The sequence below is a fragment of the Shewanella donghaensis genome (genome assembly GCF_007567505.1).
Lineage (GTDB): Bacteria > Pseudomonadota > Gammaproteobacteria > Enterobacterales > Shewanellaceae > Shewanella > Shewanella donghaensis.
Window position 1 is genome coordinate 3,205,433 of record NZ_CP041783.1, and the last position, 26,505, is coordinate 3,231,937.

The following is a 26,505-nucleotide window of genomic DNA, read 5'->3' on the forward strand; positions in this document are numbered from 1 at the left end:
AATTAGGCTGGGTAGTAAGTACCGTTATTGGCTGCAAGCTCACGCATTGCATCAGTCACTTGATATAAACCACCTAAGTGAGCAAACTTGTCAGCAAGTGCAACAAAGTTAGCAACACCCATTGTATCTAGATAACGGAATACGCCGCCTCTAAATGGTGGGAAACCAATACCGTAAACCAGACCCATATCGCCTTCAGCAGGAGAAGCAATAATGCCTTCTTCTAAACAACGAACCGTTTCAATAATCATCGGGATCATACAACGAGCGATAACTTCATCAGCTTCGAATTCTTTTAGCTCACCAAATTCTTTACCTAACAATTCATAGCTTGTTGGATCTAAATCTTTCTTTGGCTTACCGCGACGGTCAACAGAGTAAGAGTAGAAACCTTTGGTATTCTTTTGACCAAAGCGTTCGCTTTCAAACATGATGTCGATAGCATCTTTGCCATTCTTACCCATGCGGTCTGGGAAACCTTCAGCCATAACAGCTTGTGCGTGATGGCCTGTATCTAGACCAACAACGTCAAGTAAGTATGCTGGGCCCATTGGCCAACCGAATTGTTTTTCCATTACCTTATCGACTTTGGCAAAATCAGCACCGTCAGCAAGTAAACCACTGAAACCTGCAAAGTAAGGGAACAATACGCGGTTAACAAAGAAGCCTGGACAATCATTAACAACGATTGGGGTTTTGCCCATTTTGCTGGCATATGCCACAACAGAAGCAATGGTTTCTTCTGAACTGTTTTCGCCACGAATGACTTCAACTAATGGCATTTTATGTACAGGGTTAAAGAAGTGCATGCCACAGAAACGTTCAGGTTTCTTCATGCTCTTCGCTAATAAGTTGATTGAGATTGTCGATGTGTTTGATGCGATGATGGCATCATCTGCAACATAATTCTCAACTTCAGCTAAAACTGATGCTTTAACTTTAGGGTGCTCAACTACAGCTTCAACGATAACGTCAGCATCTTTAATTGGTGCATAATCTAACGCTGGAGTGATGTTGTTTAAAACTGCAGCCATTTTAGCTGGAGTAGAGCGTCCACGCTTAACTTGCGCGGTCAATAATTTAGCGGCTTCGCCAAGACCTAAATCTAATGCAGGTTGAGCAATGTCTTTCATGACAATCGGTGTACCTTTACTTGCACTTTGGTAAGCGATACCGCCGCCCATGATGCCAGCGCCGAGTACAGCTGCTGTTTCCACTTTCCTAGCCAATTTACCGGCTTTCTTAGCTTTTCCTTTAACAAACTGGTCGTTTAAGAAAATGCCAATTAATGCCGTGGCAACTTCAGTTTTAGCTAGTTTGATGAAAGCTTTGTTTTCAACTTTAAGTGCTTCAGTTCGACCAAGTGTCGCAGCTTGTTCGATCACGCTAACAGCCATCATCGGTGCAGGGTAATGTTTACCTGCTACTTTATAGACCATGCCTTTCGCTGTTGCGAATGACATCATAGCTTCAAGCTTTGGCAATGTAAGCGGATTAAGCTTGCGTGCACGACGAGCTTGCCAATCTAACTTTTCTGCAATGGCATCTTTTAGCATTTGCAGTGCAGCAGCTTCTAAGTTTTCTGGAGCAACAACCGCATCAATAGCGCCGACTTTTAAAGCTGCTTCAGGGCGTTGATCTTTACCTGTGGTAATCCACTCAAGTGCGTTATCTGCACCAATAATACGAGGTAAACGAACAGTACCGCCAAAACCTGGAATTAAACCAAGCTTTGTTTCTGGTAAGCCGATACGTGCATTGGTGTCTGCTATACGTAAATCAGTAGCAAGGATTGCTTCACAACCGCCACCCAATGCAAACCCGTTTACTGCTGATGCAGTAGGGAATGGTAGGTCTTCAAGTTTATCAAATACTGCGCTGGCTTCTTCGACCCAAGATAATAAGGTGGCATCATCTTTTTCAAACAAACCTAAAAATTCTGTAATATCAGCGCCAACAATAAAGGTACTTTTACCTGAGGTAACAAGTAGGCCTTGGATATTGGTGTTTTGTTTAATGCTTTCTAGTGCAGCATCTAATGAAGAAAGAGTTTCTTTATCGAATTTGTTTACCGAGCCTGGTGCGTTAAAGCACAGCTTGGCAATATTATCCTCTAATAACTCAACTTGAATCGTAGGACTTTGGTAGATCATTGCTTGCTTCCTTTTTGCTAAAAGCGACTTCTACATCACAATTACTGTGTTGTTATCTAGCTCTGTTTCACAGCAGCGACGGCCATCATTTGACCAGTTACCAAACAGTGTGCGACGAAATGAAATAAATTACAACACCCAATTTAAACGTCCGTTTAAATATTTAGCTGGTAGAGTCAATTTTGCCCTTTGTGATACACTTCACAGGTTCTTTCATAACAAAAAAATCATCATAGGGACTGAAAATGGATCAGCTTGCTAATTTTTATCATGCACACATTACAGAATTAAATCGTCGTGTTGCCGAGATTACTCAGCGTGAACAACTTGCAGGGCTGGTGATTCATTCTGGGCAGGCTCATCGTCAATTCCTTGATGATTTAAGTTACCCATTTAAAGTAAACCCGCAGTTTAAAGCCTGGTTACCTGTACTTGATAACCCAAACTGTTGGGTTGTCGCGAATGGTATTGATAAGCCGCAACTCATTTTTTATCGACCAGTTGATTTCTGGCACAAAGTCAGTGATGAGCCGAATGATTTTTGGGCTGAACACTTTGAGATTAAATTACTCACCAAAGCAGACCAAGTTGCTGAGTTATTACCCTCTAATTTAACTGACTGGGCTTATATAGGTGAACATATTGATGTTGCCGAAGTATTAGGTATTAGTCGAAGAAATCCAGAGTCGGTAATGAATTACCTACATTATCATCGTGCTGACAAAACGCTGTATGAACTTGAGTGTTTACGCCGCGCTAATCAAACTGCCGTAAAAGGCCATTTAGCGGCTAAAAATGCTTTTTATAACGGTGGTAGCGAGTTTGAAATCCAGCAGCAATATTTATCCGCGATAGGGCAAACTGAAAACGAAGTACCTTATGGCAATATTGTTGCGCTTAATCAAAATGCCGCCATTTTGCATTACACTGCGTTAGAGCATCAAATCCCGTCACCGCGTTTATCTTTCTTGATCGATGCTGGGGCAAACTATAATGGTTATGCATCAGACATTACGCGTACGTATTCATTTGAAAAAAATGTCTTCTATGAACTGATTGTTGAAATGAACAAGTTGCAACTGTCACTCATCGATATGATGAAGCCTGGTGTTAAATACACTGATTTACATTTAAGTTGTCATGCCAAATTGGCTAATTTAATGCTGGATTTCAACTTGGTGACCGGTGATGCGCAAGGGCTTGTGGAACAGGGCATTACCAGTGTGTTCTTCCCTCATGGTTTAGGTCACATGTTGGGTTTACAAGTACACGATATGGGCGGTTTTTCTCGAGATGAACGTGGTACTCATATCCCAACACCTGATGGGCACCCATTTTTACGTTGCACCCGTGAAATAGCGGCGAATCAAGTTTTTACCATTGAACCTGGTATTTATATTATTGATTCATTATTGGCTGGACTTAAAGCTGATAACAGACAGTCACAAATAAACTGGGATAAGGTAGATGAATTAAGACCTTTCGGCGGTATTCGAATCGAAGATAATGTTATTGTTCACCAAGATAGAAATGAAAACATGACTCGAGAATTAGGCCTCATTGACTGAACAATATGAAATACCCAATCAAACACTAACGATTGAAGAAGAAATTAAGCATAGTCGTTTTACGACTGTGCTTTTTCATTGCAGTAGTGAAACACAGCTGAAGTGTGCGCTTACTAACATAAAGGCAGAATACCCAGGCGCTAACCATTATTGTTATGCTTTTGTGGCGTCCGATCCTCAAAATAGTATTGCTATTGGTAGCAGTGATGATGGTGAACCTGCAGGAAGTGCTGGTCGGCCGATGCTAGCGACTTTACAAGGGGCTAATATCGGCGAAATTGCCGCGATTGTGGTGCGCTATTTCGGCGGCACTAAGCTAGGAGTGGGTGGTTTAGTTCGCGCTTATTCTTCAGGTATAAAGTCTGGATTAATGGAGCTTGAAACTAAAACCAAATATATTCGCTATTCTACTCAGCTTGAATGCAGTTATGCTCAGCTCAATGATATTGAACATTGGATAAATAAATTTGATGGAGTGATCATCAATAAAGTATTTACAGATGTTATCCAAATAGAGTTTGAAATAGCGAAAGCTTTCCACGATGATTTTAATCGAGAACTTGCGAGCCAAACCCAAGGTCAACTTAAGGCAAAGTTTAACGTTTGATGCGTTAACAAAGTGTGCCAAAATACAAACTCATAACTATTTAAAGCTCATTTGTTAATAACGCATTTTTGATGATGTTGTTACTGGATGAGATCTATAGCATTCGTGCCATTTAACGTCAGTGCAATCTAAAACCTATGCGAAATATAAACAGTGCAATATAAAACAATAATTAGAATCACTGGCCTACTGATGGGATTATTTTCGATCACTATGTTGCCACCTGCATTAGTTGCCATTTTTTATAAAGATGGTGGTGGTACGGCATTTATTCAGGCGTTTTGTGTCAGCTTATTTTTAGGCTTTTTGCTTTGGTATCCTAACCGTCATCAAAAAGGCGAGTTGCGTACCCGCGAAGGTTTCCTCATTGTTGTCATGTTTTGGACTGTACTGGGCTCTATTGGTGCGCTGCCATTCATTTTTTCAACCGCACCCGACTTAAGTTGGACTGATAGTTTCTTCGAATCCTTTTCAGCATTAACCACCACCGGGGCAACAGTGATTGTTGGCCTAGATGATTTACCCAAAGCAATATTGTTTTATCGCCATCTACTCCAGTGGATGGGCGGAATGGGGATCATTGTTCTAGCGGTAGCCATTTTACCCTTGCTAGGTATTGGTGGGATGCAACTTTATAAGGCTGAAATCCCTGGGCCAGTTAAAGACAGTAAGATGAAACCCCGAATAGCCGAAACGGCTAAGGCGCTTTGGTATATTTATCTATTGTTGACTGTGGCCTGTGCAACTGCATTTTATGCCGCAGGGATGAATGCCTTTGACGCCATTTGTCATTCTTTCTCGACTATTGCCATTGGCGGCTTCTCTACTCATGATGCCAGTATTGGTTATTTTGATAGCCCGTTAATCAATGTTATTTGTGCGGTATTCTTACTTATAGCCGCGGTTAATTTTAGTCTCCATTTCGCGGCGTTTAGTTGGCGTGGTATTAACTTTAAAGTCTATTTTCGTGATGCTGAATTTAAAGCCTTAATTGGTATTCAGGTGGCATTAACGGCTATTTGTTTCGCTACTTTATATAATGCCGGCTTGTATGACTCGCCTGAGCAAACCTTGGACTATGCCTTTTTCCAAGTGGTATCGATTTCAACAACAGCAGGTTTTGGTACTGAAAGCTTCCATTCATGGCCGTTGTTTTTACCTATATTACTGATTTTTTCAAGTTTCATTGGTGGCTGCGCAGGTTCTACGGGTGGCGGCATGAAAGTGATTCGTTTTGTGTTATTACTGCTGCAGGGCTCACGTGAAATGAAACGATTGATCCATCCTAAGGCCATGTATTCTATTCGAATAGGTAAGTCTGCTTTACCTGACCGTGTCATTGATGCTGTGTGGGGGTTTTTCTCGGCTTATGCACTAGTGTTTGTGGTTTGTATGGTGTTATTAATGGCGATGGAAATGGATGCGATAACGGCCTTTAGTGCCACTGCGGCAAGCATTAATAACCTTGGTCCAGGACTGGGTGATGTCGCCAGCAATTATGCTAGCATCACAGACGGTGCTAAATGGGTGTTGGTATTAGCCATGCTATTTGGTCGCTTAGAAGTGTTTACCTTGTTAGTTCTATTTACGCCAACGTTTTGGAAAAACTAACTCATTCGTTAATTCTAGTGAGCCTTGAGTTCTCATAGCATGCTGATGAGTGAATAAAATCAAAGGAAGATTAATGCTTAAAAGCATCATGATATATTCAACAGTAGATGGCCAAACTTTGTCTATTTGCAACAAGCTTAAGCTTGCGCTAGAAGAGTCTGGGGAACTTGTTACTTTGGTTTCTATAGTTGAAGCGAAGTCGCTACCACTCACTGACTTTGATAAAGTACTCATTGGTGCCAGCATTCGTTATGGCAAACACCGCCCTGAGTTATATAAATTTATAAAAGAGAATATGACAGTATTATCCTCGATGAAGAGTGCATTTTTTACTGTTAATGTGGTCGCTCGAAAGCCCCTTAAAAATACCCCAGAAACCAATCCGTATATGCAAAAGTTTTTGCAATTATCTCAATGGCAGCCTAACTTATTAGGCGTATTTGCAGGGAAGATTGATTACCCTAAATACCGTACCCTAGATCGGGTCATGATCCGCTTTATTATGTGGATGACTAAAGGCCCGACAGATATCACTGGAACTTATGAATTTACCGACTGGGATAGAGTCGATGAATTTGCCAACGATTTTAGTCAAATATAGTTAACCAATAATAGAGTTAATGAATATAGACATCGAATAAAGTCAGCTTCAGAATGCTAGTCAGCACAATACAAACGATGCAGAATAGAAATTACCTCGGTCACTTCTGCATTTTTTAACGTGTAATAAACGTTTTGTGAGCTTTTTCGGGTATTTACCAAGTCTTGAGCGCGTATCACAGCAAGGTGCTGAGATAATGCGGATTGACTCAATGGAACCGTTTCATTCAACTCAGTTACGCTGCGCTCTTTTTCAAGTAGCAAACATAAAATCATTAATCGATATGGATTCGCAATGGCTTTTAGCCACTTTGCAGCCATTTCAGCATTACCTAGCATCGATTCTACATCAATATTTTCAGACATCTATTTACCTATTAAGACTTAAAACTCTATTTCATCATACTGCTGGCTTACTCAGATCTCAATTTTATCATTGAATTATATGAGTCATTTCTAATTTGTGATCAAAGAACACGATTGTCGTAGGTTTTTTTGCCACAATGACTGTTAATTCGAGCTACAATCGGTATTGAAATGGCCAAAACATTAGTTATTTATTATTCAAGAGGCGGACATACCGCGCAGATCAGTCGTGCTATTGCTGAACAAATTGTTCACAGTGGTCATCAATGTGATGTAGTAAATATTCTTGATAATAATCATGCCGACATTGACTGGGATAGCTATGACGCTGTCGCATTAGGTGCATGTGTTTTATATGGTTCTTACCATAAGTCAGTTTTTGAATTTGTGACCCGCTATCAGCAGCAACTTAGCAGTAAGCCAAATAGCTTTTTCTGTGTCAACGTTGTTGCTCGTAAGCCTGAAAAACGCATTCCTGAAAATAATAAATACTTGCAGAAGTTTCTTGAACTTTCACCTTGGAAACCAAAGGATGTAAAGATCATTCCTGGTAAGGTTAATTATCCTTCTTGGACTTGGTATGACAGCTTAGCCATTCGCTTTATTATGAAAATGACAGATGGTCCAACAGATCCTAAGAGTGTTATTGATTACACTGATTGGGATGATGTGAAAGTATATGCTGATCATATTGCGAGTCTGACTGAGCTGCCAGTAGCTAAGTAATCTGCTATCACTTGTGTCTTCGAAAGCAAATATTAATGATGCTTTCGAAGAACTATCATTTTCAATGCTAACACTTGCCTATCTAAATATTCCCCGCCCCAGTACTTTTTAAAGCTAATACTTCAAAACGAGTATCTCAAAGTTAGTACTTCCAGAATCTTGGAGCGAACAGTACTGCGACAGTTATGATCTCTAATCGTCCTAGTAGCATCCCAAATGCTAATGCCCACTTTGCTGTATCCGGTAAGCTTGAGAAGTTTCCTGCTGGACCAATAATCGGCCCAAGTCCTGGCCCTACATTTGTGACTGCGGTGATAGCGCCAGTAATACTGGTAACAGGATCTAGCCCTGTTAATACTAAGGTCACAGCGAGTAATAAAATCACAATAAGAAATAGCATGATGAAGGCCATTATTGAGCGAATAATGCCATCATCAATGATGCGATTATTATAACGCTTGCTCACCATAGCCTGTGGGTGAATTTGCTGAGTCAATTGCTGATGCATGACTTTCAGAGAAATTTGAAATCGAAATATTTTAATCCCGCCAGAAGTTGAGCCAGAGCAACTGCCTACAAACATTAAAAATAAGAAGCTCAAACTCGCGAAAGCGCCCCAAGCTTGATAATCCGTTAATCCATAGCCTGTGGTAGTGACCACCGAAATGACATTAAAGCTAGATAGGCGAATCGCATCTAAAAAGGCCATATCTGACTTGAGCCATAACCAGATCCCAAGGCTTACTGAAACAAAAATAATGAATTTGATAAAGCCTTTTACTTGCTCATCATTCCAAACCTGTATGTTTTTTTGTTGAATACTTTGAACAAACATTAATAGTGGTAATCCACCAGCTGCCATAAAGACGATACCAACCCAATGGGCAGCAGGTGTAAAAGCTGACATAGAACTGTCTGACGTAGAGTAACCGCCCGTTGAAATAGTGGTCATAGCATGGTTGATGGCTTCAAACCAATGCATTCCTGAAAGGTGATAGGCAAGGCCACATAACACGGTGAGAGCAACATAGACCTCAAATAAATATTTGGCCATGTGTTGAGTTCTAGGAGTTGTTTTATCACTCCAGTCTGATGACTCGGTGCGAAACAGTCTCATACCACCGACATTGAGAAAAGGCAGAATAGCTACAGCCATAACAATAAAGCCAATACCACCTAACCACTGTAATAACGAACGCCAGATTAATATGCTGTGGTCCATGTCATCTAAACCAGAAAGGACAGTTGAACCTGTGGTCGTAATGCCAGACATGGTTTCAAAGAATGCATCAGTGTAATCGATGCCGTGATAAAGGGTGAAAGGCAGGGCGGCAAATAAGCTGACAATTAACCAAGTAATGCTGGTTAAAAAGAACATATCGCGGGTATTAAGGCTGACGTTTTTACTGTGGCCGGCTTGGATACATAGAATGGCGACTAAGCCACTAAATAACCCGGACATCATAAAGTCGCCAATAGTTTCTTCTTGATAAAACAGCGCAAAAGCCATTGGCACAAGCATGAAGCCTGTGAGAATTGACAAAAAGATGCCAACGACAAATAACAGCTGCTTTAAATTAAGCATATGAGGATTAGAAGAAAAACGCGCTCGGTTGGAACAACTTTTCTACATCGCCAATGAACTTTTTATTTACCAAGAATAGAATCACATGATCTCCTTCTTCGATGACTGTTTTGTCGTGTCCCATAATAACTTCGTCATTTCTGACAATGGCACCAATGGTTGTGCCAGGTGGTAACTTGATATCACTAATTTTCTTGCCAACCACTTTCGAGGTCGAAGAACTTCCATGAGCAATCGCTTCAATCGCTTCAGCCGCCCCACGACGTAATGAATAAACATTACAGATATCGCCTTGGCGAATATGGGTTAACAATGCTGAAATGGTGGTTTGCTGTGGCGAAATGGCGATATCAATATTGGCTTCTTGAACAATATCGACATAGGCTTCACGTTGAATCAGCACCATCACTTTCTTGGCGCCCATTCTTTTTGCAAGCAATGCCGACATAATGTTGGCTTCGTCATCATTAGTAACAGCAATAAACACATCTGTTTGGTCGATGTGTTCTTCTAAGAGTAATTCTTGATCTGATGCATCACCGTTAAAGACGGTGCAGTTTTCAAGTTTTTCAGAAAGGCTTTCTGCTCGCTCTAAATTGTGTTCAATCAATTTAACCGAGTGCTTTTTTTGTAATCTTTTTGCTAAGCCATAACCAATGTTACCGCCACCAGCAATCATGATATTACGGTATGAATTATCAAGCTTTTGCATTTCACTCATAACAGCGCGAACGTGACGAGTATCGGCGACGAAAAAGACTTCGTCATCCGCTTCGATAATAGTGGTACCGCGAGGCATGATAGCTTTACCTTTGCGGAAAATTGCAGCGACCCGGGTATCAATATTGGGCATGTGTTCACGTAGCGTTGCTAATGCATTACCCACTAATGGACCGCCATAATAGGCTTTAATGGCTACTAAGCTTAATTTACCTTTGGCGAACTCTAATACTTGCAGTGCGCCAGGATATTGTACTAAGCGTTCAATATAAGCTGTAACCAGTTGTTCTGGTGCAATTAATTCATCAATAACAAAGCCACCACGTAATTTGGTGTCACTGTTTTTTACTTCGGTATTGATGAATAATTTGTCTTGTTGCTCAAGGTAAGCTTCAGAGCGGATACGCGCAATTTTGGTCGGGGTACCAAATAAGCTGTACGCAATATGACAAGCTGCCATATTACATTCATCACTATTGGTTACCGCAATCAACATGTCAGCATCTTCGGCACCCGCCTTTTTCAAGGTACTTGGGTGCGCACCATGGCCGATAACCGTTTGTAAATCGAACTTATCTTGTAAGTACTTAACGCGGGCTCGATCATTATCGACAAGAGTAATATCGTTATTTTCACCGACGAGGTTCTCGGCGAGTGTGCCACCAACTTGTCCTGCGCCTAAAATAATAATTTTCATTGCTGTGCGGATATCCCTGCTATAAAGCGCTTAAAGCGCTTTAACTAAACGAGCGTAATAAAAGCCATCACAATTGTTTTGACCAGGTAGCAATTGCCAACCTATATCCTCGGGTGATGATTGCTGTGCAATAGGGACTAATGTCGCATCGCTTGTTCTTTGTAAAAATTGCTCGATTTGTTGGCTATTTTCTTCTGGCAAAATAGAACAGGTTGCGTAAAGTATCGTGCCGCCGGGTTTTAGCCATTTCCAACAATGATCAATTATTTGTTGTTGCAGTAAAGCCAGTTCATCAATATCGCTATTTTTACGTAACCATTTAATATCAGGGTGACGACGAATAACGCCAGTTGCTGAACAAGGAGCATCTAATAAAATACGGTCAAATTTTTCGCCTTGCCACCAGCTATCAATATCGGCAGCATCTCCATGAATAACTTGCGCTTTTAATTGCAATCTGTCTAGATTTTGTTGCACACGCTCTAAGCGTTTTTCATCAAAATCAACCGCTACTACATTGATGTTCGGCGCACTTTCAATTAAATGACAAGTCTTTCCGCCGGGAGCCGCACACGCATCAAGAACGAGTTCGTTACCTTCAGGTGCCAATAGTGTCGCAGCCCATTGCGCTGCGCCATCTTGTACTGAGGAAGCGCCTTCAGCAAAACCGGGCAATCGCATCACATCTGTTGGACTGGCTAGTAAAATCGCATCATCACTCTCGCCGGCACTGGCTTCAACGTCTTGTTCAGCAAGCTGTGCTAAGTACTGATCACGGTTTTGTGATATTTGATTGTTGCGCAGCCACATAGGAGGGCGTTCGTGGCTTTGCTCAATAACCTGTTGCCATTGAGCTGGGTAGGCCGATTTGAGGCGTTTAATAAACCATGCTGGCGTATTGTATTTAAGCGTGTCGCTATCGGTATTGAGCGCTGCATCTTTACGTTGAATGGTACGCAATACACCATTAACCACTTTAACCAAACCATCAAACTTCATTTGTCTGCAAGCTTCTGCGGTTTCTGAAATGGCTGCATGTGCAGGAATTCGAGTGAAATACAGTTGGTAACAACCTACCAATAATAATTGGTGCAATATACGCTGCTTGCTTTTAAAAGGTTTGCTTAGGCAGTCGCTGACACATTTATCTAATTGTGGTAGTTGGCGCATTACGCCATAACAAAGCTCTGCTAAGAGGGCTTTATCTTTACCATTTTCGAGATGTTGTTGCTGATCCGGTAGGGCAACTGAAAGCGACACGCCTTTTTCAAGTACATTGAAAATCGCTTTTGCTGCTAGGGCTCTAACATTCATTATGACTGTGCCTCATTATCTTCTTTAGCGACTGGGTTAAAGTTCACCCCTTGGGCAAACCAGTCTGCGCGTGAATTGAGAATATCAGCGACAGGCATTTGTTTCTTTCCAGGTAGTTGCATGGCTTGCAGTTGCAATTGACCAGCTCCAGTGGCGACAGTTATGCCCTGCTTATTGCTTTCTAACACGGTACCAGGTTCTGTATTGGTGCTATTTACATCACTCGCTTCAATATCATCACTGTAGCTGGCTTGCCATACTTTGATGGTATTACCTTGGAGCTCAAAGTGACTTGCTGGCCAGGGATTAAAAGCACGAATTTCTTGCCATAATTGTTTAGCAGGTTTAGTCCAATCGATTTTTGCTTCTTCTTTTGATAACTTCTCAGCATAATTAGCTAAAGACTCATCTTGTTTTTCTGCCGCCAAAGTACCGTTACTTAACCCTTCTAGTGCTTCGATTAACGCAGGAGGCCCTTGTTCGGCTAGTTTGGAATAAAGCGTCGCTGAAGTATCGGTATCTTCAATTTTAAGCGCTGTTTTAAGCAACATGTCTCCGGTATCTAAACCGATATCCATTTGCATAATGGTAACGCCCGTTTCAGAATCACCAGCCCAAAGTGCACGTTGGATTGGTGCTGCACCACGCCAACGAGGCAAAATGGAACCGTGGACATTAATACAACCAAGCTTAGGCGTGTCTAATACTATCTTTGGCAGGATTAACCCGTAAGCCACAACCACCATAATATCGGCATCTAGTGCTGCAAGTTCAGCTTGAGCATCTTCTTTACGCAATGATGGTGGTTGATATACAGGAATATCGTTAGCAACAGCGAGTTGTTTTACCGGACTTGCTTGAAGCTTTTTACCACGACCTGCAGGTCTGTCTGGTTGCGAGTAAACAGCAACCACGTTGTGGTCTGAGTGAATAAGAGCTTGCAGATGCAAAGCGGCAAAGTCTGGCGTGCCAGCAAAGATAATATTTAACGGTTTCAAATGGAGTCCTATGCTTCTTTTGCTTCTAAACGGGCTTCTTTCTCAAGCTTTTTCTTGATACGGTCACGTTTCATTTTTGACAAGTAATCGACGAATAGCTTGCCTTGTAAATGATCCATTTCGTGTTGAAGACAGATAGCGAATAACTCATCAGCTTCGACAGTGAACTCTTTACCATCACGATCTAGCGCTTTAAGGGTAACAAATTCAGCTCTATCAACTTTAGCGTAAACGCCCGGAACTGATAGGCAACCTTCTTCATTAGTGAATTCGCCACTTTTAGTGACAATCTCAGGGTTAATGAAAATAATCGGTCTTTCTACTTCATCTTGTAAATCCAACACAATTAACTGCTGGTGGAAATCTACCTGAGTAGCAGCCAATCCAATGCCATTTTCTTCGCGCATTGTTTCAATCATGTTATCAATTTGTTTTTGCAAAACCTCGCCGAAATCGGTGACAGGCTTAGCTACTGTGCGTAATCTTTCATCTGGGAAACGTAAAACTTTTAGTAATGGCATATATAAACTCTTAACAACTCTGTCAAATTTCAGCCAGTTAGCTATACTGGCATTCTCAATAGGTTAATTTTAATCCTTACTGACTATCAATAACAGCAAAAGCTCTAATTAAAGAGCTAAACACATGGAATGAACCATGAAACGGATACTTTTACTCGCGTTTTTGACACTTACTACCACTTTTATTAATGCTGATACATTAACATTAAAGTCTGGCCACCCTGATTCTTACATTGTTAAGAAAGGGGATACCTTATGGGATATCTCTGCATTCTTCTTAAAGGATCCGTGGCGTTGGCCTAAATTATGGGGGGCTAATCCTCAGATTGCGAATCCACACCTTATTTATCCAGGCGATAGACTGACATTGGTGTTTATCGATGGGCAACCGCGCTTGGTGCTAAAACAACATATCAAGAAAGGCCCAGAGGGGCGTATTAGTGACAAAGGTGGACCGATCCCGGCCATTGACCTTTCACTCATCCAACCTTATTTGGTACATAATAGAATTGTCGATCCTGAATGGGTTGAAAGCTTACCAATGATTCTTGCTGGTGAAAGTACATCCCGACATCATGTAGTTGGTAATGTGGTTTACATTAATGCTAATTTACCCGTCGGTGAAAAACTCGCAGTGTACTTAGAAGGTCGTGAGTTCATTGATAAAGAAAATAGCGAAGTGCTTGGCCAAGAGATTATTTTGACAGCCAGTGGCCGCGTTACTGAGTCAGGTGAAATTTCTAAAGTTGAATTGCTAAGTAGTCTTCGTGAGTCAAAAGCGGGTTATAGAGTTGCGCCAGTGGAAGATGAAGCATTGATGTCAGCTTACTTTATCCCTAAAGCATCACCAGAAACTACAATAGCAAACGTTATAGCAATCGAGAAAGATGTTCGCGAAGTGGGCAAGTTGGATATTGTTTATCTAGATAAAGGTGCTCAAGACGGTATTGAAACCGGACATGTATTTGCTATTTATCGCGATGGTGAAACCATTGTCATTAATAGCGACGGAAAGCCTGTATCGACCATTGACCGTAACGCCTATGATAGATTGAAAGCGACGATTTCAGATGATGAAGCACTGAAGATGCCTGATATTTATAAAGGTAAATTAATGGTATTCAAAGTTTTCGATAAAACTAGTATGGGTATCATTATTGCTAATGAACGTCCGGTAAGACTAGACGATAAATTAGTGACACCTAAAACGACAGATTTAAGAGGCGAGTAATTTGTAACAAACTGGTCGACTGGCTAGTTGTTTGTGCAGTATCCGGGCTAGGACCCGCTCGGATTCAACAATTATTAACTCACATGGATGTTGAGGAGTTACGACAACGTCTAGAGTTTGAAAAGCAGTCTTTGCCCTTGTCGGCAAAGCTGCTGTCTCAATGCCAAATTGATTTTGATAAAGTTGATTTGGCCATTGAGTGGCTCAACCAATCCCCGCAACATCATATTGTGACTTTGTCAGACCCTGAATATCCTACCTTATTGAAACAAATATCCGATCCTCCGCCAGTATTATTTATCAAAGGGCAACTTGAAACCTTATTGCTCCCTTCCATTGGCATGGTCGGTAGCCGCAATGCTTCTATGGGCGGCTTAAATATGGCGAATCTTTTAGCCGCTGAGTTAGTTGAACTTGGATTTTCTATTACTAGTGGAATGGCTGCAGGTATTGATGGTGCAGCACATAAGGCTGCCTTGGGGAATAACGGTGTCACAATCGCGGTATTAGGCACAGGTGTTGATTGTATTTACCCTAAACGACATAGCAATTTGTATCATCAAATTCAGCAACAAGGTTGTGTTATTAGCGAGTTTTGGCCCCAGATTGGCCCATATTCTGGCAACTTCCCCAAGCGTAATCGTATAATAAGTGGCTTGTCTCTTGGCACTATCGTTGTAGAAGCAACACGCAAAAGCGGTTCGCTCATTAGTGCACGATTAGCTATGGAGCAAAACCGAGAGGTGTTTGCTGTACCAGGTTCTGTTATTGGTGGTTATAACCAAGGTTGTCATGATTTGTTAAAAAATGGCGCTAAATTGGTGGAATGTGCTACTGATGTTGTTGAAGAATTGTCCACAATGACAAGCTATCACCTTGAAGATGTCGCTAATCGTCACCATATAGAAGATAATACAACAAGTTTGCCATTTTCTGCGCTGTTAGCTAGTGTAGGTTATGAGACTACGAGTGTAGATTCCGTAGTCGAGCATAGTGGAAAATCGATAGATCTGGTGTTAGTTGAAATGCTTGAACTTGAATTACAGGGCCAGGTGGCACAAGTGCCTGGTGGTTACGTCAGACTAGAGAGGAGATAACCATGTTTGATATCCTCATGTACCTTTTTGAGAACTATGTTCACAGTGAAGTTGAGCTATTAGTTGACGAAGATGAGCTTACAAAAGAATTAACCCGTGCTGGCTTTCATCAAGCTGACATTTTAAAAGCCTTATCATGGCTAGAACGATTAGCGGATTTACAAGAAGGCGATAAGCCATACTTGTGTAATCATGCTCAACACTCATTTCGGATTTATACTAAAGATGAAATGGATAAATTGGATGTTGAGTGTCGTGGCTTCATATTGTTCCTTGAACAAATTCAAGTGCTCAGTGTGGAGACCCGTGAAATGGTCATCGAACGGGTGATGGCCTTAGATGAAACCAGTTTGATTCTAGAAGATCTGAAGTGGGTTGTATTGATGGTGTTATTTAATGTACCAGGCAATGAATCTGCTTATGAACAAATGGAAGATCTTATTTTTGAGCAGCCTGATGGCCATTTGCATTCATAAGAACGCCTATTTGTTGTGATAGATAAACGAAAAAGGAGGCCATGCCTCCTTTTTTGATCGCCACCGTTGTTATTTGGGCGTGTCATTGTGCAACCTAATAAGGTGGCACCTTATATGTCTTATTGAGAGTAAAATGTCTAAAATCGATTCGCAATTGTTTACTGTGCATGAACATGCTTTAGAAAAAGAGTTCGAACTCTGTCCTAAGTGTGGCTGTGAGCTATCAGTTAAAAATAGTAAACATGGTGGATTTGTGGGATGTAATAACTACCCAAAATGTGATTTTACTCGCCCTTTGGTTCAACATGAATCAATTGAAACTCAAGTTATTGAAGGCTCAGAGTGCCCTGAATGCGGTAACGAGCTGGCTGTTAAGTCAGGTCGCTTTGGCATTTTTATCGGTTGTACTCACTATCCTGAGTGTACGCATATAGAAAAACATGACCATGATGATAATGCCGAAATTATTAACTGTCCTCATTGCAAAAAGGGTCACTTAGAGTCACGTACCAGTCGTTTCGGTAAAACGTTTTTCGCTTGTAATAGTTATCCTAAGTGTAAGTACTTGGTTAACTTCCCACCGCATAATGAATCTTGTCCCGAGTGTGATTTTGGTATTTTAGTTGAACGTAAAGGTGCTGCTGGAAGTCGTTTAGAATGTCCGCAAAAATCATGTAAATATAAGCGTCCAATTTAAGTCTGTTTCGGCTATCAAGCGTATATCAGTGTTTGTTCATATCTTTATTGTCTGTATAATTTGCCATTAATTTAGAAGATTAAAGGGTCATTCATGCAGTTGTTACATCCTAAAGATGTCACTGAGATGTTTAAACAAGGCGAAGTCATTGCCTATCCGACAGAAGCCGTTTACGGCCTCGGCTGTGATCCTGATAACCTTTCTGCTATTCAAAAACTCCTTGAAATAAAACAACGTCCTTGGCAGAAGGGCGTGATCCTCGTTGCCAGTGATTATAAGCAGTTACGGCCTTATATTGATGAAACCAAGCTAACAAAAGAACAACTCGACTTTGCCTTTAGTAAGTGGCCTGGGCCATTTACTTTTGTTATGCCAATTAAGCCTGGTGTTAGCCAATTACTATGTGGTGAGTTTGATTCCATAGCCGTCCGTGTTTCAGCACACCCAGTGGTAAGAACACTGTGCGAAACGACCAATAAAGCGATTGTTTCAAGTAGTGCTAATCTTGCAGGGCACGAACCTGCAATGACCATCGAACAAATTCAACAAGTATTTTCCACAACGGTTGCAGCTGTTATTTCAGGTGAGCTTGGCTCTCAACGTCAGCCTTCAACAATCATTGATGCCCGTAGTGGAAAAATATTACGCAAGGGACTCTAGTCCAATGAACAAACATGCAGTAGTTTGTAATTAAATAAACAATAAGGAATTTGATATGGCAATGCCTGATGCCGCAGTGGTAAAGCAGTACCTGTTATCTCTTCAAGCGAATATTTGTGCTGGTTTAGAAGCATTAGATGGAAAAGCCGAATTTCAAGCTGAATCATGGGAACGAGCAGAAGGTGGTGGCGGTACCAGTAAAGTCATGACTGCTGGTCATGTTTTTGAACAAGCAGGGGTTAACTTTTCCCATGTTATGGGCGCTGCAATGCCAGCATCTGCGACAGCGCATCGACCAGAATTAGCCGGACGCAGTTTTGAAGCAATGGGCGTATCATTGGTCATCCATCCTAAAAATCCTTTTATCCCTACTACTCACGCCAATGTGCGCTTTTTTATCGCCCATAAAGATGGCGCTGATCCCGTATGGTGGTTTGGTGGCGGCTTTGATTTAACCCCTTACTATCCGTTTGAAGAGGATGTTGTCTCTTGGCATCAAACTTCAGCCGATATTTGCGCCCCATTTGGTGATGATGTATACCCAAAATATAAAAAGTGGTGTGATGATTACTTCTTCTTACCACATCGAAATGAAACTCGTGGTGTTGGCGGCTTATTCTTTGATGATCTGAATGAACCAGGTTTTGAAAAGAGCTTTGAATTTATGCAAGCTGTCGGTAACGGTTTCTTAAGTGCTTACTCGCCAATTGTTGAACGTAACAAAGATCTTGAATATAACGATGACGAACGTCAGTTCCAATTATATCGTCGTGGCCGATATGTCGAGTTTAATCTTGTTTATGACCGTGGCACTTTATTTGGCTTACAAACAGGTGGACGTACCGAGTCTATTTTGATGTCTATGCCGCCTTTAGTACGTTGGGAGTATGGTTTTACACCTGAAGAAGGCTCGCAAGAGGCAGAGTTATATGAGCGTTATCTGAAACCACAAGATTGGTTAAAGTTAGAAAGTTAGTTTTTGTTGAGTCTACGCAATTTAGTCTACAGATTGGTGGCAGTACAGAATCTATTTTGATGCCTATGTTATCACCGCCTTTAGTACGTTGGGAGTATGGCTTTACCCCAGAAGAAGGCTCGCAAGAGGCAGAGCTTTACGAGCGTTATCTGAAACCGCAAGATTGGTTAAAGCTAGAAAGTTAGTTTTTGTTGAGTCTACAGATTGGTGGCAGATCGAAAGCTAATCTTTATTACGCATATTATTAGCCAGTTGCGAAACAGCCTGAAATATCACTTGTTGATGTTCAGGCTTTTTTATTGCCTTAGCAATGGCTTGTTCCATGCAAGTTAGCCATTGATCAACCATGGTTTGGTCTATATCAAACGGCATATGTCTTGCGCGCAATGCTGGGTGGCCATGTTTCTGCTGATACAGTTGCGGCCCGCCTAACCAACCACTTAAAAACTCGAATAGTTTTTGTTCTGAATCGGCCAGTGGTGCTCGATGAATGGCGAGTAATTCTTGGGTATCTTCGCGATTACGCATTTGTTGGTAAAAATACTGAGCGATTAAACGAATTGTTCTCTCTCCCCCAATCAAGTCATAGGCATTCGATTGAGCTGTATCACGATCATCTTGTTGAGGGCTTTTATTAAACAGTTTCTTTAGCCAATTCATTGTTATCTATAACCAGTATTATTCATCATAACTTTCTTGATTATAACGATTAATGACCCACAGTACCTTGGCTTTATTTTCTGTATAACTCATCAACGTTCGTAAAAACATAATTTGTTAATATTTTGCTACAAGATTTTGTTGTCCTATAGATAAGTCACGTATAAATTAGGCGGGTCAAACAAAAATAATAATAGGAGCAAAGGGCATGACCAAGTTGGCACCGACACTTGTGGTAGTGGCAATATCTACTGCATTGTTTGGATGTAATCAATCCGAGCAACAAGATCCCAAAGTAAGTATTAATAAAAACCCCTACCCAAGTACTTATCAAACATTACCAAGAACATCGACCCTACTGACTAATGCAACGGTGTTAACAGGTACAGGCAAAAGAATCGATAATGCCGATGTATTGATGGTTGATGGAAAAATTAAAGCGGTTGGTACGCAATTAAGCCAAGACAATGTGACCGTCATTGATGCCAAAGGCAAATGGATTACCCCTGGTATTGTTGATGTTCACTCTCATTTAGGTGTATATCCAAGTCCCAGTGCCGATGCTCATGGTGACGGCAATGAAGTCACGTCACCTAACACCGCAGAAGTTTGGGCTGAACATAGTGTTTGGCCGCAAGATCCCGGCTTTAATCGCGCTCGAGAAGGCGGGATTACCACCTTACAAATCTTACCTGGCTCTGCCAATTTAATTGGTGGGCGCGGGGTTACCTTAAAAAATACTCCAGCAACGACCATGCAAGCGATGAAGTTCCCACAAGCGCCGTATGGGTTGAAAATGGCCTGTGGTGAAAACCCGAAAGGAGCTTATGGTAGAAAGCGTAAAGAAGCACCAATGACCCGTATGGGCAATATGGCTGGTTATCGACAAGCCTTTATTGAAGCTACTGAATATAAACGAGCTTGGGATAAATACGATGCAGATTATGCTGCAGGCTTAAACCCGACCGCACCAGAGCGCGATCTCACTAAAGACACGCTTCGTGGTGTGATAGAGGGTGATATTTTAATTCATAATCATTGTTATAAAGCGGAAGAAATGGCGATGATGGTGGATTTAGGCAAAGAGTTTAATTACCACTCTGGCACATTCCATCATGCAATTGAAGGCTATAAGATTGCTGATCTGTTAGCTGAAAATGGCAACTGCGCAGCAATGTGGCCAGATTGGTGGGGCTTTAAAATGGAAGCCTACGACATGGTAGTAGAGAACGTGGCTATGGTCGATGCCGTGAAGAAGTCATGTGCGATTGTGCATTCTGATTCAAGCGTCACCATTCAACGTCTTAACCAAGAAACTGCAAAAATCATGCACAGTGCTAATCAAAATGGCTTTGATTTAAAAGAAGAGCATGTGATTGGTTGGATTACCTCAAACGCCGCTAAATCATTAGGTATTGAAGATAAAACCGGTTCTCTTGAAGTGGGTAAAAACGCCGATGTTGTCGTTTGGAACAGCAATCCGTTTAGTGTTTATGCCCAAGCGGAACAAGTCTTTATCGATGGTGCAAAAGTGTTTGATCGTCAAGATGATGCTTACCGCGCTAAAAGTGATTTCATGCTAGGTCAACAATAAGGAGCAATACAATGGAAAAGTTTAAAAAATCACTGGTCGTTGTATCTATGCTTGCGAGTTTGACGCCTGCATTTTCTTTCGCCGCTACGACAGCAATAACCAACGTTAAGGTCTATACATCAACAGAACAAGGTGTACTTGATGGTGCCACAGTCATTATTGAAGATGGCAAAATTATTTCCGTAAACCCTGACACAGTAACAGCAGACAATACGATTGATGCTCAAGGTAGTGTGTTAACCCCGGGTTTTATTGGCTCAATGAATTACTTGGGTTTGGTTGAAGTTGGTCAAGAGAAAATCACACGTGATACTAATGCCAAAGAGGCTGATGTAACTTTCGATCCAAGCTTAGCTTTCAATCCCAAAAGTACCGCGATTGCGTTTGCACGCAAAGGCGGTATTACTCGAAATATTGTCGTGCCAGGAGGCGGGGAATCAATTTTTTCAGGACAAGCTATCGAGGTCGAACTTACGGGAGATTGGGATAGTATTGTTGCCACTCAAAAAGCGGTGCTAGTAGAGTTAGGTGCAGTCCATGAGGGCTCTCGTATTATTGGGATGCAACAGTTGATCAATAAACTTGAAGAAACTCAAACAGCATTAGATTCTACTCAAACGAGTGATACAGCCAAGAAAGAGGAAGAAGCAAAGCCGCCTACTAAAGAGCAGAAGATCTTTAATGCTGTGGTTAGTGGTGATATGACCATGGTGGTTTATGCCGAAAGAGCCAGCGATATATTGCAGCTTATAAAGCTAAAATCTCGCTTTAATCTGGATTTGGTATTACTTGGTGCCGCTGACGCAGTAGTGGTAGCAAAGCAATTGGCTGGCGCTAACATTCCGGTGGTAATGAATGCCATGCGCAATCTTCCTGAAAGTTTTGATTCTTTACATAATTCTCTGGATAACGCTGGTAAGTTAGCTAAGGCAGGCGTTAAAGTTGTGCTAGCTACGCCAGGTGATGCCCATGCTATATATGGTTTAAGATATACAGCAGGCAATGCTGTTGCTAATGGAATGGAATATACTGAAGCAATGGCTGCTATAACATCTAATGTTGCAGATACTTTCAATCTTGATGCTGGTCGCATTGCAGTTGGTAAGCCTGCAGACATGGTATTGTGGAGCGGCGATCCATTTGAGTACAGTAGTACAATCCAAAGAATGTGGATTAATGGTGAAGAGCAAAACATGGAAAGTCGCCAAGATAAATTACGTGACCGCTACATGCAGAAATCGTCTATGCCACAGGCTTATACTAAATAAGCCAATGCCATTGGTGGTATTAAATTAATCATTAGGGAATAAGAGAAGTTAATGACTGACAAGTATGCTGTATTTGGTAATCCAATTGCGCAAAGTAAATCTCCGTTCATTCATACGGAGTTTGCTCGTCAAACCCAGCAAGATGTGAGTTATGAAGCGATTCTTGCACCAGTGGATCAGTTTTCTCAATCCCTAATGGCTTTTTTTAAGGCTGGTGGTAAAGGTGCCAATGTCACCGCACCTTTTAAAGAACAAGCTTTTGCTGCTTGTGATGAGTTGAGTGATCTAGCAAAACTAGCCGGTGCCGTTAACACGCTTATCTATTTATCTGATGGACGTATTCGTGGTGACAATACTGATGGTATTGGCTTAGTAAACGATGTCATGCAGCATTTTGGCGATATTAAAAATAAGCGAATACTGTTGATAGGTGCTGGTGGCGCAGCAAGGGGCTGCCTTAAACCATTGCTAGAATCTCAGGCTGAAGTCACCATATGTAATCGGACTTATGCTAAGGCGCAAACCTTACAAGCAATCTCTACTGGATATGGAAAGGTTAATGCTAAATCTATTGATGACTTAAATGAAGCATTTGATATTGTCATCAACTCAACGTCTGCAGGATTAGCGGGTGAGCTGATTAAGCTTCCCAAACAGATTATTGGCGCTAATACTTGCTGTTATGACATGTCATATGGGGCAAGCACAACCTTATTTAATCAATGGGCTGTAAACAATGGCGCTAAGTCAGTGGTTGATGGTTTGGGGATGTTGGTGGGACAAGCTGCTCAAAGCTTTTATATCTGGCGCGGCGTTATGCCAGCCACGCAAACATTGCATGACACTTTGAGAGCACAGTTGAAGTAATGCTCTAAACAATATTAAAAAAGCTGAGTGAATGAGATGAATCAAAGTGTAATATTTACCGACTTAGTTGAATGGGATGAGCTACAGCAAACAGTAATATTCATTGCCCAAGTGCAAGGTATGAACGTTAATTGCATTATCCCTATCGCTAAACTGCTGGAGAAAACTCAAGATAAGGCATCTGATGTTGTTCAGATGCAGCAAGAACACGTACTCGCTTTGTTTGAGAGGGTGCGTTTTGATTTTGAAGATCTAGCTGAAGAACTGATAGAGGCGGAAGAGTTTGATGAGCAGGGAAACATTCTTCTATAAAAAAGTGCTAACAGTGATATTCTCCGAAAGAATAAAGCCCTATCGAGATTAACTTTCTAAAAATCACCCTACAATATTTTCTATTATATTAGTGTAGGGCGTTATTAGTATTAGCTAGAAGTCTGCAAATCTACTAAGTATTCATTTTTCAATCTGACATAGTTATCAGCCGATTGTGGCAAGAAAGCCATTTCTTTATCAGTTAAAGGGCGAACCTGTTTGCAAGGACTACCGACATAAAGGAAACCACTTTGTAATACTTTCCCTGGTGGCACTAATGAACCTGCACCAATAATCACATCATCTTCAACAATAGCGCCATCTAATAAGATTGCTCCCATGCCAACTAAAACTCGATTACCTACTTTGCAACCGTGTAGCATGGCTTTATGTCCAATAGTGACATCATCACCAATGATCAGTGGATTACCATCAGGGTTTGAAGGAGACTTACGGGTAACATGAAGTACTGACCCATCCTGTACATTGCTGCGTTTACCTATACGGATAATGTTTACATCACCACGAGCTGCAACCATAGGCCAAATACTGGCGTCGCGGTCTAATGCAATGTCGCCCACTAATACAGCTGCACTGTCTACATAGACATTATCAGCCAATTGAGGATGAATACCTTGATAAGAACGAATTGAGCTAAACATATAAAATCCCTAATTTGTTTAATTAACCCAGTATAAAGCTAAAAAGCATGGGTTTGTGGCAAAAAATGCATAAAAACTAGCTGATTAGTTTAAAATCCCAGCAAGCGAACCATAAAAGGCATTTTTCTTTAAAAAAGCCCTTGCACGAAATCCTGATTTGCCTATAATGCGCATCCACTGACACGGCGACAGGCCAATAGGCTCAACGTGTTAGCGTTAATTAAGATACTTTTAAAGCGTCATAATTAACCGGTTGAAAAGCATTTTAAATTAACGTTAAAAATGACTTGACGCCCACAACGGGAAGTGTAGAATACGCATCCCTAAGCCAACGACCTAGCGTCTAACGGCGGTATCTGAAAGATTGATACCAACGCTCTTTAACAATCAAACAAGAAATCTGTGTGGACACTCACAGGTGTTGAGTTAATCGAAATTGCTTACTTCTTTCTAGTAAAGAATGTAGCAATCAAAATTATTTACTCAATGTAACGATGAGTGTTCATAGCAATATGTAACAAACGTTTTAGAGATTCTTCCGAGTCTTTAAATCGAAATCAGAATTCATTGAGCCGAAGCGACGTTCTTATTTATAAGAATGACTGCTTTAACAAAACTTTAATTGAAGAGTTTGATCATGGCTCAGATTGAACGCTGGCGGCAGGCCTAACACATGCAAGTCGAGCGGTAACACAAGGGAGCTTGCTCCTGAGGTGACGAGCGGCGGACGGGTGAGTAATGCCTAGGGATCTGCCCAGTCGAGGGGGATAACAGTTGGAAACGACTGCTAATACCGCATACGCCCTACGGGGGAAAGGAGGGGACCTTCGGGCCTTTCGCGATTGGATGAACCTAGGTGGGATTAGCTAGTTGGTGAGGTAATGGCTCACCAAGGCGACGATCCCTAGCTGTTCTGAGAGGATGATCAGCCACACTGGGACTGAGACACGGCCCAGACTCCTACGGGAGGCAGCAGTGGGGAATATTGCACAATGGGCGAAAGCCTGATGCAGCCATGCCGCGTGTGTGAAGAAGGCCTTAGGGTTGTAAAGCACTTTCAGTAGGGAGGAAAGGTTAACGGTTAATAACCGTTAGCTGTGACGTTACCTACAGAAGAAGGACCGGCTAACTTCGTGCCAGCAGCCGCGGTAATACGAGGGGTCCAAGCGTTAATCGGAATTACTGGGCGTAAAGCGTACGCAGGCGGTTCATTAAGCTAGATGTGAAATCCCCGGGCTCAACCTGGGAATTGCATTTAGAACTGGTGAACTAGAGTCTTGTAGAGGGGGGTAGAATTTCAGGTGTAGCGGTGAAATGCGTAGAGATCTGAAGGAATACCGGTGGCGAAGGCGGCCCCCTGGACAAAGACTGACGCTCATGTACGAAAGCGTGGGGAGCAAACAGGATTAGATACCCTGGTAGTCCACGCCGTAAACGATGTCTACTCGGAGTTTGGTGCCTTGAGCACTGGGCTCCCAAGCTAACGCATTAAGTAGACCGCCTGGGGAGTACGGCCGCAAGGTTAAAACTCAAATGAATTGACGGGGGCCCGCACAAGCGGTGGAGCATGTGGTTTAATTCGATGCAACGCGAAGAACCTTACCTACTCTTGACATCCACAGAACTTACCAGAGATGGTTTGGTGCCTTCGGGAACTGTGAGACAGGTGCTGCATGGCTGTCGTCAGCTCGTGTTGTGAAATGTTGGGTTAAGTCCCGCAACGAGCGCAACCCCTATCCTTATTTGCCAGCGCGTAATGGCGGGAACTCTAGGGAGACTGCCGGTGATAAACCGGAGGAAGGTGGGGACGACGTCAAGTCATCATGGCCCTTACGAGTAGGGCTACACACGTGCTACAATGGCGTATACAGAGGGTTGCAAAGCCGCAAGGTCTAGCTAATCTCACAAAGTACGTCGTAGTCCGGATCGGAGTCTGCAACTCGACTCCGTGAAGTCGGAATCGCTAGTAATCGTAGATCAGAATGCTACGGTGAATACGTTCCCGGGCCTTGTACACACCGCCCGTCACACCATGGGAGTGGGCTGCACCAGAAGTAGATAGTCTAACCTTCGGGAGGACGTTTACCACGGTGTGGTTCATGACTGGGGTGAAGTCGTAACAAGGTAGCCCTAGGGGAACCTGGGGCTGGATCACCTCCTTACCTATACGACTAACTTAATGTTTGTTGAGTGTTCACACAGATTGCTTGTTAACTTCTTCGGAAGTTGAGCGAAATGCGCCGCGAGCCGGTTAGCATTGTTCTTTAACAATTTGGAAAGCTGATAGTATTTAACATGATGATGTCTGTCGTTGTGTTATTTACAAAATCGTATTATTGGGAAATTAATCCTTTTTCAATAATACATTGAGTTCTCAAAACACTTTATTAAGTGTCTTGAATATTCTAAAAATCTAAGGCGAATTTGTGTACTCGAAAGAGATGCAAATTATGTAATAAACCAGCTAGTTACGATATAACTGTTAAGGCTACCCGCTTTAACAACACTTGTTTTCATTTATGAAACTGATGTGGGTTGT

24 protein-coding genes, 1 rRNA gene and 1 pseudogene are annotated in these 26,505 nt (G+C 41.9%); 17 read left to right on the forward strand and 9 right to left on the reverse strand.

Going from position 1 to position 26,505, the window contains the following annotated elements; genetic code table 11:
* Positions 1 to 2 precede the first annotated feature (2 nt).
* Positions 3 to 2,153 carry a fatty acid oxidation complex subunit alpha FadB gene (gene fadB, locus FPK91_RS13605; RefSeq protein ID WP_144211753.1) on the reverse strand — a complete coding sequence of 717 codons (2,151 nt, stop codon included), beginning with the start codon at positions 2,151 to 2,153 and terminating at the stop codon, positions 3 to 5.
* 245 nt (positions 2,154 to 2,398) lie between these two features.
* On the opposite strand from fadB, the gene pepQ reads away from it, so the two are divergent.
* The 4 genes from pepQ to hemG (FPK91_RS13625) all read left to right on the forward strand — a co-directional run bounded on the left by pepQ (position 2,399) and on the right by hemG (FPK91_RS13625) (position 6,540).
* The gene (pepQ, locus tag FPK91_RS13610) at positions 2,399 to 3,721 is read left to right on the forward strand and encodes a Xaa-Pro dipeptidase (RefSeq protein ID WP_144211754.1); all 1,323 of its coding nucleotides are present in this window, start codon (positions 2,399 to 2,401) and stop codon (positions 3,719 to 3,721) included.
* Positions 3,714 to 4,328, forward strand: coding sequence for a YigZ family protein (locus tag FPK91_RS13615; protein WP_144211755.1), 615 nt, complete (start codon positions 3,714 to 3,716; stop codon positions 4,326 to 4,328). Before pepQ ends, FPK91_RS13615 begins: the two co-directional genes overlap by 8 nt.
* Before the next feature lie 153 nt (positions 4,329 to 4,481).
* Complete coding sequence (locus FPK91_RS13620; protein ID WP_144211756.1) at positions 4,482 to 5,939, forward strand: TrkH family potassium uptake protein; 1,458 nt, start codon at positions 4,482 to 4,484, stop codon at positions 5,937 to 5,939.
* A gap of 73 nt (positions 5,940 to 6,012) precedes the next feature.
* Positions 6,013 to 6,540, forward strand: a complete 528-nt coding sequence (gene hemG, locus FPK91_RS13625) for a menaquinone-dependent protoporphyrinogen IX dehydrogenase (protein WP_144211757.1) — start codon at positions 6,013 to 6,015, stop codon at positions 6,538 to 6,540.
* A gap of 56 nt (positions 6,541 to 6,596) precedes the next feature.
* Here the strand turns inward: hemG (FPK91_RS13625) and FPK91_RS13630 are convergent, their stop codons facing one another.
* A complete protein-coding gene (locus tag FPK91_RS13630; RefSeq protein ID WP_144211758.1) occupies positions 6,597 to 6,905 on the reverse strand; it encodes an ArsR/SmtB family transcription factor in 309 nt (102 codons plus the stop codon).
* Positions 6,906 to 7,076: 171 nt separating this feature from the next.
* On the opposite strand from FPK91_RS13630, the gene hemG (FPK91_RS13635) reads away from it, so the two are divergent.
* Positions 7,077 to 7,631 carry a menaquinone-dependent protoporphyrinogen IX dehydrogenase gene (gene hemG, locus FPK91_RS13635; protein WP_144211759.1) on the forward strand — a complete coding sequence of 185 codons (555 nt, stop codon included), beginning with the start codon at positions 7,077 to 7,079 and terminating at the stop codon, positions 7,629 to 7,631.
* A gap of 142 nt (positions 7,632 to 7,773) precedes the next feature.
* Here hemG (FPK91_RS13635) and FPK91_RS13640 read toward each other — a convergent pair whose 3' ends face one another.
* From FPK91_RS13640 to def, 5 genes are read right to left on the reverse strand one after another with little or no spacing between them, the layout of a single operon-like run.
* Positions 7,774 to 9,216 (reverse strand): TrkH family potassium uptake protein, encoded by a 1,443-nt coding sequence (locus FPK91_RS13640; protein WP_144211760.1) that lies wholly within the window; start codon positions 9,214 to 9,216, stop codon positions 7,774 to 7,776.
* A 7-nt stretch (positions 9,217 to 9,223) separates the two neighbouring features.
* Complete coding sequence (gene trkA / locus FPK91_RS13645) at positions 9,224 to 10,633, reverse strand: Trk system potassium transporter TrkA (protein ID WP_144211761.1); 1,410 nt, start codon at positions 10,631 to 10,633, stop codon at positions 9,224 to 9,226.
* Between the two features lie 30 nt (positions 10,634 to 10,663).
* Positions 10,664 to 11,947 carry a 16S rRNA (cytosine(967)-C(5))-methyltransferase RsmB gene (gene rsmB, locus FPK91_RS13650; protein ID WP_144211762.1) on the reverse strand — a complete coding sequence of 428 codons (1,284 nt, stop codon included), beginning with the start codon at positions 11,945 to 11,947 and terminating at the stop codon, positions 10,664 to 10,666.
* A complete protein-coding gene (gene fmt, locus FPK91_RS13655) occupies positions 11,947 to 12,945 on the reverse strand; it encodes a methionyl-tRNA formyltransferase (protein ID WP_144211763.1) in 999 nt (332 codons plus the stop codon). Before fmt ends, rsmB begins: the two co-directional genes overlap by 1 nt.
* A gap of 8 nt (positions 12,946 to 12,953) precedes the next feature.
* Positions 12,954 to 13,466: a peptide deformylase gene (def, locus tag FPK91_RS13660; RefSeq protein WP_144211764.1), complete on the reverse strand. Its 513-nt coding sequence runs from the start codon at positions 13,464 to 13,466 to the stop codon at positions 12,954 to 12,956.
* A 136-nt stretch (positions 13,467 to 13,602) separates the two neighbouring features.
* Between def and FPK91_RS13665 the strand changes: the two genes are divergently transcribed.
* The 7 genes and pseudogenes from FPK91_RS13665 to FPK91_RS13695 all read left to right on the forward strand — a co-directional run.
* Entirely contained in the window at positions 13,603 to 14,697 is a 1,095-nt protein-coding gene (locus FPK91_RS13665) for a LysM peptidoglycan-binding domain-containing protein (protein ID WP_144211765.1), read from the forward strand.
* 83 nt (positions 14,698 to 14,780) lie between these two features.
* Positions 14,781 to 15,794, forward strand: a complete 1,014-nt coding sequence (dprA, locus tag FPK91_RS13670; RefSeq protein WP_144211766.1) for a DNA-processing protein DprA — start codon at positions 14,781 to 14,783, stop codon at positions 15,792 to 15,794.
* Positions 15,795 to 15,796: 2 nt separating this feature from the next.
* A complete protein-coding gene (locus FPK91_RS13675; protein ID WP_144211767.1) occupies positions 15,797 to 16,270 on the forward strand; it encodes a DUF494 family protein in 474 nt (157 codons plus the stop codon).
* Between the two features lie 133 nt (positions 16,271 to 16,403).
* Positions 16,404 to 16,967, forward strand: a complete 564-nt coding sequence (locus FPK91_RS13680; RefSeq protein WP_144211768.1) for a DNA topoisomerase family protein — start codon at positions 16,404 to 16,406, stop codon at positions 16,965 to 16,967.
* 93 nt (positions 16,968 to 17,060) lie between these two features.
* The gene (locus tag FPK91_RS13685) at positions 17,061 to 17,627 is read left to right on the forward strand and encodes an L-threonylcarbamoyladenylate synthase (protein WP_144211769.1); all 567 of its coding nucleotides are present in this window, start codon (positions 17,061 to 17,063) and stop codon (positions 17,625 to 17,627) included.
* Between the two features lie 55 nt (positions 17,628 to 17,682).
* Positions 17,683 to 18,603, forward strand: coding sequence for an oxygen-dependent coproporphyrinogen oxidase (hemF, locus tag FPK91_RS13690; RefSeq protein WP_144211770.1), 921 nt, complete (start codon positions 17,683 to 17,685; stop codon positions 18,601 to 18,603).
* Between the two features lie 14 nt (positions 18,604 to 18,617).
* Positions 18,618 to 18,788: pseudogene (locus FPK91_RS13695) on the forward strand (coproporphyrinogen III oxidase); the annotation flags it as partial.
* 37 nt (positions 18,789 to 18,825) lie between these two features.
* On the opposite strand, the gene FPK91_RS13700 reads toward FPK91_RS13695, so the two are convergent.
* Complete coding sequence (locus FPK91_RS13700) at positions 18,826 to 19,263, reverse strand: group II truncated hemoglobin (RefSeq protein WP_144211772.1); 438 nt, start codon at positions 19,261 to 19,263, stop codon at positions 18,826 to 18,828.
* Positions 19,264 to 19,471: 208 nt separating this feature from the next.
* Between FPK91_RS13700 and FPK91_RS13705 the strand changes: the two genes are divergently transcribed.
* The 4 genes from FPK91_RS13705 to FPK91_RS13720 are packed head-to-tail and all read left to right on the forward strand — an operon-like array spanning position 19,472 to position 23,304.
* Positions 19,472 to 20,857 carry an amidohydrolase gene (locus tag FPK91_RS13705; RefSeq protein WP_144211773.1) on the forward strand — a complete coding sequence of 462 codons (1,386 nt, stop codon included), beginning with the start codon at positions 19,472 to 19,474 and terminating at the stop codon, positions 20,855 to 20,857.
* 11 nt (positions 20,858 to 20,868) lie between these two features.
* Positions 20,869 to 22,125: an amidohydrolase family protein gene (locus tag FPK91_RS13710; RefSeq protein WP_144211774.1), complete on the forward strand. Its 1,257-nt coding sequence runs from the start codon at positions 20,869 to 20,871 to the stop codon at positions 22,123 to 22,125.
* A 51-nt stretch (positions 22,126 to 22,176) separates the two neighbouring features.
* Positions 22,177 to 22,992, forward strand: a complete 816-nt coding sequence (aroE, locus tag FPK91_RS13715; RefSeq protein ID WP_144211775.1) for a shikimate dehydrogenase — start codon at positions 22,177 to 22,179, stop codon at positions 22,990 to 22,992.
* 36 nt (positions 22,993 to 23,028) lie between these two features.
* Complete coding sequence (locus tag FPK91_RS13720) at positions 23,029 to 23,304, forward strand: DUF1488 family protein (RefSeq protein ID WP_144211776.1); 276 nt, start codon at positions 23,029 to 23,031, stop codon at positions 23,302 to 23,304.
* A gap of 110 nt (positions 23,305 to 23,414) precedes the next feature.
* Here the strand turns inward: FPK91_RS13720 and FPK91_RS13725 are convergent, their stop codons facing one another.
* Positions 23,415 to 23,966: a gamma carbonic anhydrase family protein gene (locus FPK91_RS13725; RefSeq protein ID WP_144211777.1), complete on the reverse strand. Its 552-nt coding sequence runs from the start codon at positions 23,964 to 23,966 to the stop codon at positions 23,415 to 23,417.
* A 619-nt stretch (positions 23,967 to 24,585) separates the two neighbouring features.
* Between FPK91_RS13725 and FPK91_RS13730 the strand changes: the two genes are divergently transcribed.
* A 16S ribosomal RNA gene (locus tag FPK91_RS13730) occupies positions 24,586 to 26,128 on the forward strand.
* The last annotated feature ends 377 nt before the right edge of the window (positions 26,129 to 26,505 follow it).

Bases quoted from the DNA above. Each gene is read 5' to 3' on its own strand.
- fadB (WP_144211753.1), bottom strand. From the start codon at position 2,153: ATGATCTACCAAAGTCCTACGATTCAAGTTGAGTTATTAGAGGATAAT.
- pepQ (WP_144211754.1), top strand. From the start codon at position 2,399: ATGGATCAGCTTGCTAATTTTTATCATGCACACATTACAGAATTAAAT.
- hemG (WP_144211757.1), top strand. From the start codon at position 6,013: ATGCTTAAAAGCATCATGATATATTCAACAGTAGATGGCCAAACTTTG.
- FPK91_RS13630 (WP_144211758.1), bottom strand. From the start codon at position 6,905: ATGTCTGAAAATATTGATGTAGAATCGATGCTAGGTAATGCTGAAATG.
- hemG (WP_144211759.1), top strand. From the start codon at position 7,077: ATGGCCAAAACATTAGTTATTTATTATTCAAGAGGCGGACATACCGCG.
- FPK91_RS13640 (WP_144211760.1), bottom strand. From the start codon at position 9,216: ATGCTTAATTTAAAGCAGCTGTTATTTGTCGTTGGCATCTTTTTGTCA.
- trkA (WP_144211761.1), bottom strand. From the start codon at position 10,633: ATGAAAATTATTATTTTAGGCGCAGGACAAGTTGGTGGCACACTCGCC.
- rsmB (WP_144211762.1), bottom strand. From the start codon at position 11,947: ATGAATGTTAGAGCCCTAGCAGCAAAAGCGATTTTCAATGTACTTGAA.
- def (WP_144211764.1), bottom strand. From the start codon at position 13,466: ATGCCATTACTAAAAGTTTTACGTTTCCCAGATGAAAGATTACGCACA.
- FPK91_RS13665 (WP_144211765.1), top strand. From the start codon at position 13,603: ATGAAACGGATACTTTTACTCGCGTTTTTGACACTTACTACCACTTTT.
- dprA (WP_144211766.1), top strand. From the start codon at position 14,781: ATGGATGTTGAGGAGTTACGACAACGTCTAGAGTTTGAAAAGCAGTCT.
- FPK91_RS13675 (WP_144211767.1), top strand. From the start codon at position 15,797: ATGTTTGATATCCTCATGTACCTTTTTGAGAACTATGTTCACAGTGAA.
- FPK91_RS13680 (WP_144211768.1), top strand. From the start codon at position 16,404: ATGTCTAAAATCGATTCGCAATTGTTTACTGTGCATGAACATGCTTTA.
- FPK91_RS13685 (WP_144211769.1), top strand. From the start codon at position 17,061: ATGCAGTTGTTACATCCTAAAGATGTCACTGAGATGTTTAAACAAGGC.
- hemF (WP_144211770.1), top strand. From the start codon at position 17,683: ATGGCAATGCCTGATGCCGCAGTGGTAAAGCAGTACCTGTTATCTCTT.
- FPK91_RS13700 (WP_144211772.1), bottom strand. From the start codon at position 19,263: ATGAATTGGCTAAAGAAACTGTTTAATAAAAGCCCTCAACAAGATGAT.
- FPK91_RS13705 (WP_144211773.1), top strand. From the start codon at position 19,472: ATGACCAAGTTGGCACCGACACTTGTGGTAGTGGCAATATCTACTGCA.
- FPK91_RS13710 (WP_144211774.1), top strand. From the start codon at position 20,869: ATGGAAAAGTTTAAAAAATCACTGGTCGTTGTATCTATGCTTGCGAGT.
- aroE (WP_144211775.1), top strand. From the start codon at position 22,177: ATGACTGACAAGTATGCTGTATTTGGTAATCCAATTGCGCAAAGTAAA.
- FPK91_RS13720 (WP_144211776.1), top strand. From the start codon at position 23,029: ATGAATCAAAGTGTAATATTTACCGACTTAGTTGAATGGGATGAGCTA.
- FPK91_RS13725 (WP_144211777.1), bottom strand. From the start codon at position 23,966: ATGTTTAGCTCAATTCGTTCTTATCAAGGTATTCATCCTCAATTGGCT.